The organism is Natrinema limicola JCM 13563, from assembly GCF_000337475.1.
GTDB classification, from domain to species: Archaea; Halobacteriota; Halobacteria; order Halobacteriales; family Natrialbaceae; genus Natrinema; species Natrinema limicola.
This window is the reverse complement of sequence record NZ_AOIT01000071.1, coordinates 1-1,751: the sequence shown is the minus strand read 5'-3', so window position 1 is coordinate 1,751 and position 1,751 is coordinate 1. Positions and strand designations below refer to the sequence as shown.

At 53.1% G+C, this 1,751-nt stretch carries 1 protein-coding gene and 1 pseudogene; one reads left to right on the top strand and one right to left on the bottom strand.

Going from position 1 to position 1,751, the window contains the following annotated elements; genetic code table 11:
• Positions 1 to 174 (bottom strand): annotated as a pseudogene (locus C476_RS19550) (ArsR family transcriptional regulator); the annotation flags it as partial.
• Positions 175 to 700: 526 nt separating this feature from the next.
• Here C476_RS19550 and C476_RS16500 point away from each other — a divergent pair.
• On the top strand, positions 701 to 1,751 hold a 1,051-nt coding region (locus C476_RS16500), incomplete at its 3' end, for an ISH3 family transposase (RefSeq protein ID WP_008015005.1).

The window sequence follows — 1,751 nt, the reverse complement described above, 5'->3', positions numbered from 1 at the left end:
CCGTTCTTTGGGTCCGATCTTGCGTACGAGACCATAATCTGCAAGCACCGGTAGCCGAGTATTGATGTTCTGCCGACTCTTCCCCGTGTGCGACTCGAGATTCGATGCAACGTTGCGTCCCGTCTCGTTCAGTGCCTCGAGGATCAAGAAGTCTGTTGGGCGTCGAAGTCTCATTATCGCCATTCCCCATCCATCGTTGGTGATCATTATCGTGATTTTATATTAATAATGGCCATTCGCTGACAGTATTCAAGACAGCTGCTTTCACGACTGAGAAAGATCCTNTTTTATATTAATAATGGCCATTCGCTGACAGTATTCAAGACAGCTGCTTTCACGACTGAGAAAGATCCTACGAGGATGTTCGCTGTTGATCCTACTCAGCGTGAAACAATACAGTCACTACACATGCGAACTGAACACTTCAACTCCAGAAAACACTTACCAGTTGTACCAGAAATCGGATTCATGAATCGGCGAACACTTCTTACTTCGATTTCTGTGGGCGCGGCTACAGTCGCTGGTTGTACTGGGAGGGATGAGAACGATGAAACTGGGAGGAAGTATGAGGAGTGTGACCTCAGCATCATTTACTATCGCTAGTTGTCCACTCTGGCTCAATGAGGTCACGTCTGACACATAGATGAATGGGAAGCGGGTGAATCAGGTCACTGATTCATCCGCTGTCCGGACAGTCCGTATGAACCTACCAAAACTCAAACGGGTACTTACAGATCCGGACGAGTTCATTTCGAACCGGCAACTCAAGGCTCTTTCTCTGGAGTTGCTGGCGTTGATCCCGATGCCAGGAATCGAGGGCTCTCCCCTCGATTCCGGTGATATCATGGAAGTCGTTCTTCGAGCCGCTGTCGGGGCAACCTCTGTCAACGGCGTCACGACCAACGCAGAGGAAACACCCAATCGAGAGCCCGTCATGGATTGGCTCCATACGCTCCAGAAAGATCCGATGCTAGACGCTGTTAACGATATTCTCGCTACGCTGGCNGATTGGCTCCATACGCTCCAGAAAGATCCGATGCTAGACGCTGTTAACGATATTCTCGCTACGCTGGCGATGACGGTTCTCGACCGCTACAGGTCGAGAACCGTCTGTATCGACTTCATGGACAACCCCTTCCATGGAACTCCCAGGAGTGACGGCGAGATCAGACGGATGGCTGCTCGGGACGGGACTACCCAGTGTCATCGCTACTGCACAGCGTTCGTTATTGCGCAAGGAAAGCCGCTGACACTCGCGGTTGAACCAGTTGCTGGCGAAGATAGCAAGTCCGACGCGGTCGAGCGCCTGCTCGCCCGCGTCGAGACGTATCCATTCGAGATTGACCGCATTCTCATGGATCGAGACGCCTACGTCGGGGAGCTGATTGGCGTCCTTCGGGCGGTTGCACCGCCAGTCTTCCCGGTTAGGACCGGAAAGGCGTCGATCCGAGAGAAGCTCTCCGTAACAGCGTCATACATGACCGAGGAGACGATTTGTGAGGGAAAAGAGCACGAACAGACGTTTCCGATGGCGGTGAACGTCACCTACCAGAACGGTGACCGTGGAAAATCTGGCGTGAAGACGACAGGATACGCGGCGTACGGTCTGGAAGACCGGACGCCGGCGCAGGTTGCGACGATCTACAACAAGCGGTCACAGATCGAAAAGAGCTACGAGAAGTTCCGTGAGGCGCGTGCAGTGACGACAACACCGTCAACGACAATTCGCCTCTTCTACGTGGGCGTCGGGT